1 pseudogene is annotated in these 1533 nt (G+C 41.4%); it reads left to right on the plus strand.

Annotation, left to right across the window (positions count from 1 at the left end):
* A pseudogene (locus ACM0OY_RS40340) lies at positions 1–1533 on the plus strand (hypothetical protein); the annotation flags it as partial.

Genomic DNA, 1533 nt, shown 5'->3' on the forward strand with positions numbered 1-1533 from the left:
TTGCTCTCTTGAGCCGTTAAAACTATTGATTCGCAGTGAAAGATTGCGAGTTAAAGAATTAACTCAAAGTGGCACTAGAAAAAATAAGTTTCTCAAGCTATGGTGTACATACACTGTTATTTCTGATAATGAAACTTCTCATGATTTTATCGAATCGGTTCTCAGAAAATTAGAAAAAGGTTGGTTCTCTTTTACTGGAGAAATTCATGCCCATAACAATACTAGAATTGAAAATATCCTCCAAAATTCCTTTAGCAATGGTTTTTTGCAATGGTCAGCCATACTAAGTAGTAAAATGAAACTTAGGATTAGGGTGCTAAGTGCCCAAGAAATATGGGAAATGATTTGGCAGCAATTCAATCTGTCATCGCCACCAGCAATTCCTAATCCTCTAAAGATAGATTCCGCCAATGGACTAGTAGAAACTCAAACTAGTGATTTTCATATCCGCCACCATCTGTTAGAGAATGAGCTATCTGTGCCATTTTTTGATAGGAAATGGGTAAAAATCCAAGATAAATATATCGGGGCGCTTAACTTCAGCCAAAAACCAGGGGGATGGTATGACGAACAAGCCCAACTGCGATATCTATGGGAATTAATCTCTAGAGATAGTATTTATGATACAGAGGTTATTTGTCAGCTAACAAAGGCAAATCAAGCTATTTCTAAAACAAATCTTCAACGCATTACCAAGCAATCAATTACCAGCACTTCTTTATCTACAGATAAAGGAAATATTGATGTCAAGTCGGGGATGAATATTGAAGAAGCGGTAGAGGCGCAGAAGACAATATATAAAGGTAGTGTAGTAGTGCATACCGCAGTTGCTTTTCTCGTCCACCGCCCAACTATTAGGGAATTAGACGAAGCTTGCCGATATCTTGCTAGCTATTTCTTGCGTCCGGCGGTAGTAGACCGGGAGATTGAATACGCCTGGAAGCTATGGTTACAGTGTTGCCCTATGGTGTGGGAACCACTATTAACCAAGCCTTTTAACCGCCGACTACCATATTTTAGTTCGGAAGCACCTGGGCTGATGCCATTGATCAGGACTGCTACAGGCGATCGCGCTGGCTTTGAGTTAGTTGCAGAAGAAGGCGGCACACCAGTACATTTAGACTTGTACCAAAACCACAAGAATTTGGCAGTCTTCGGCGCAACTCGTTCAGGTAAATCTGTGCTGGTGGCAGGTATTCTTACCCCGGCACTTGCACAAGATATTCCGGTAGTGGCACTAGACTATCCCAAGCCAGACGGAACATCCACTTTCACCGACTACACCAATCTGCTGGGTGAAGATGGGGCATACTTTGACATCTCCAAAGAATCAAACAATCTTTTTGAACTTCCTGATTTGCGCTCTCTGGATGCAGAACTGAGAAATGAGCGATTGAACGATTTTAAGGAATTTCTCTCCTCTGTGCTGATGACAATGGTGATGGGGACGAGCATGATTGGTGTCAGCCCAACGATTAGCACCAATATTGAGTCAATCATTGCTCTGAGTTTGAAAACATTTTTTAATGATGA

It is taken from the genome of Nostoc sp. CCY 9925 (assembly GCF_963920935.1).
Taxonomy (GTDB): domain Bacteria; phylum Cyanobacteriota; class Cyanobacteriia; order Cyanobacteriales; family Nostocaceae; genus Nostoc.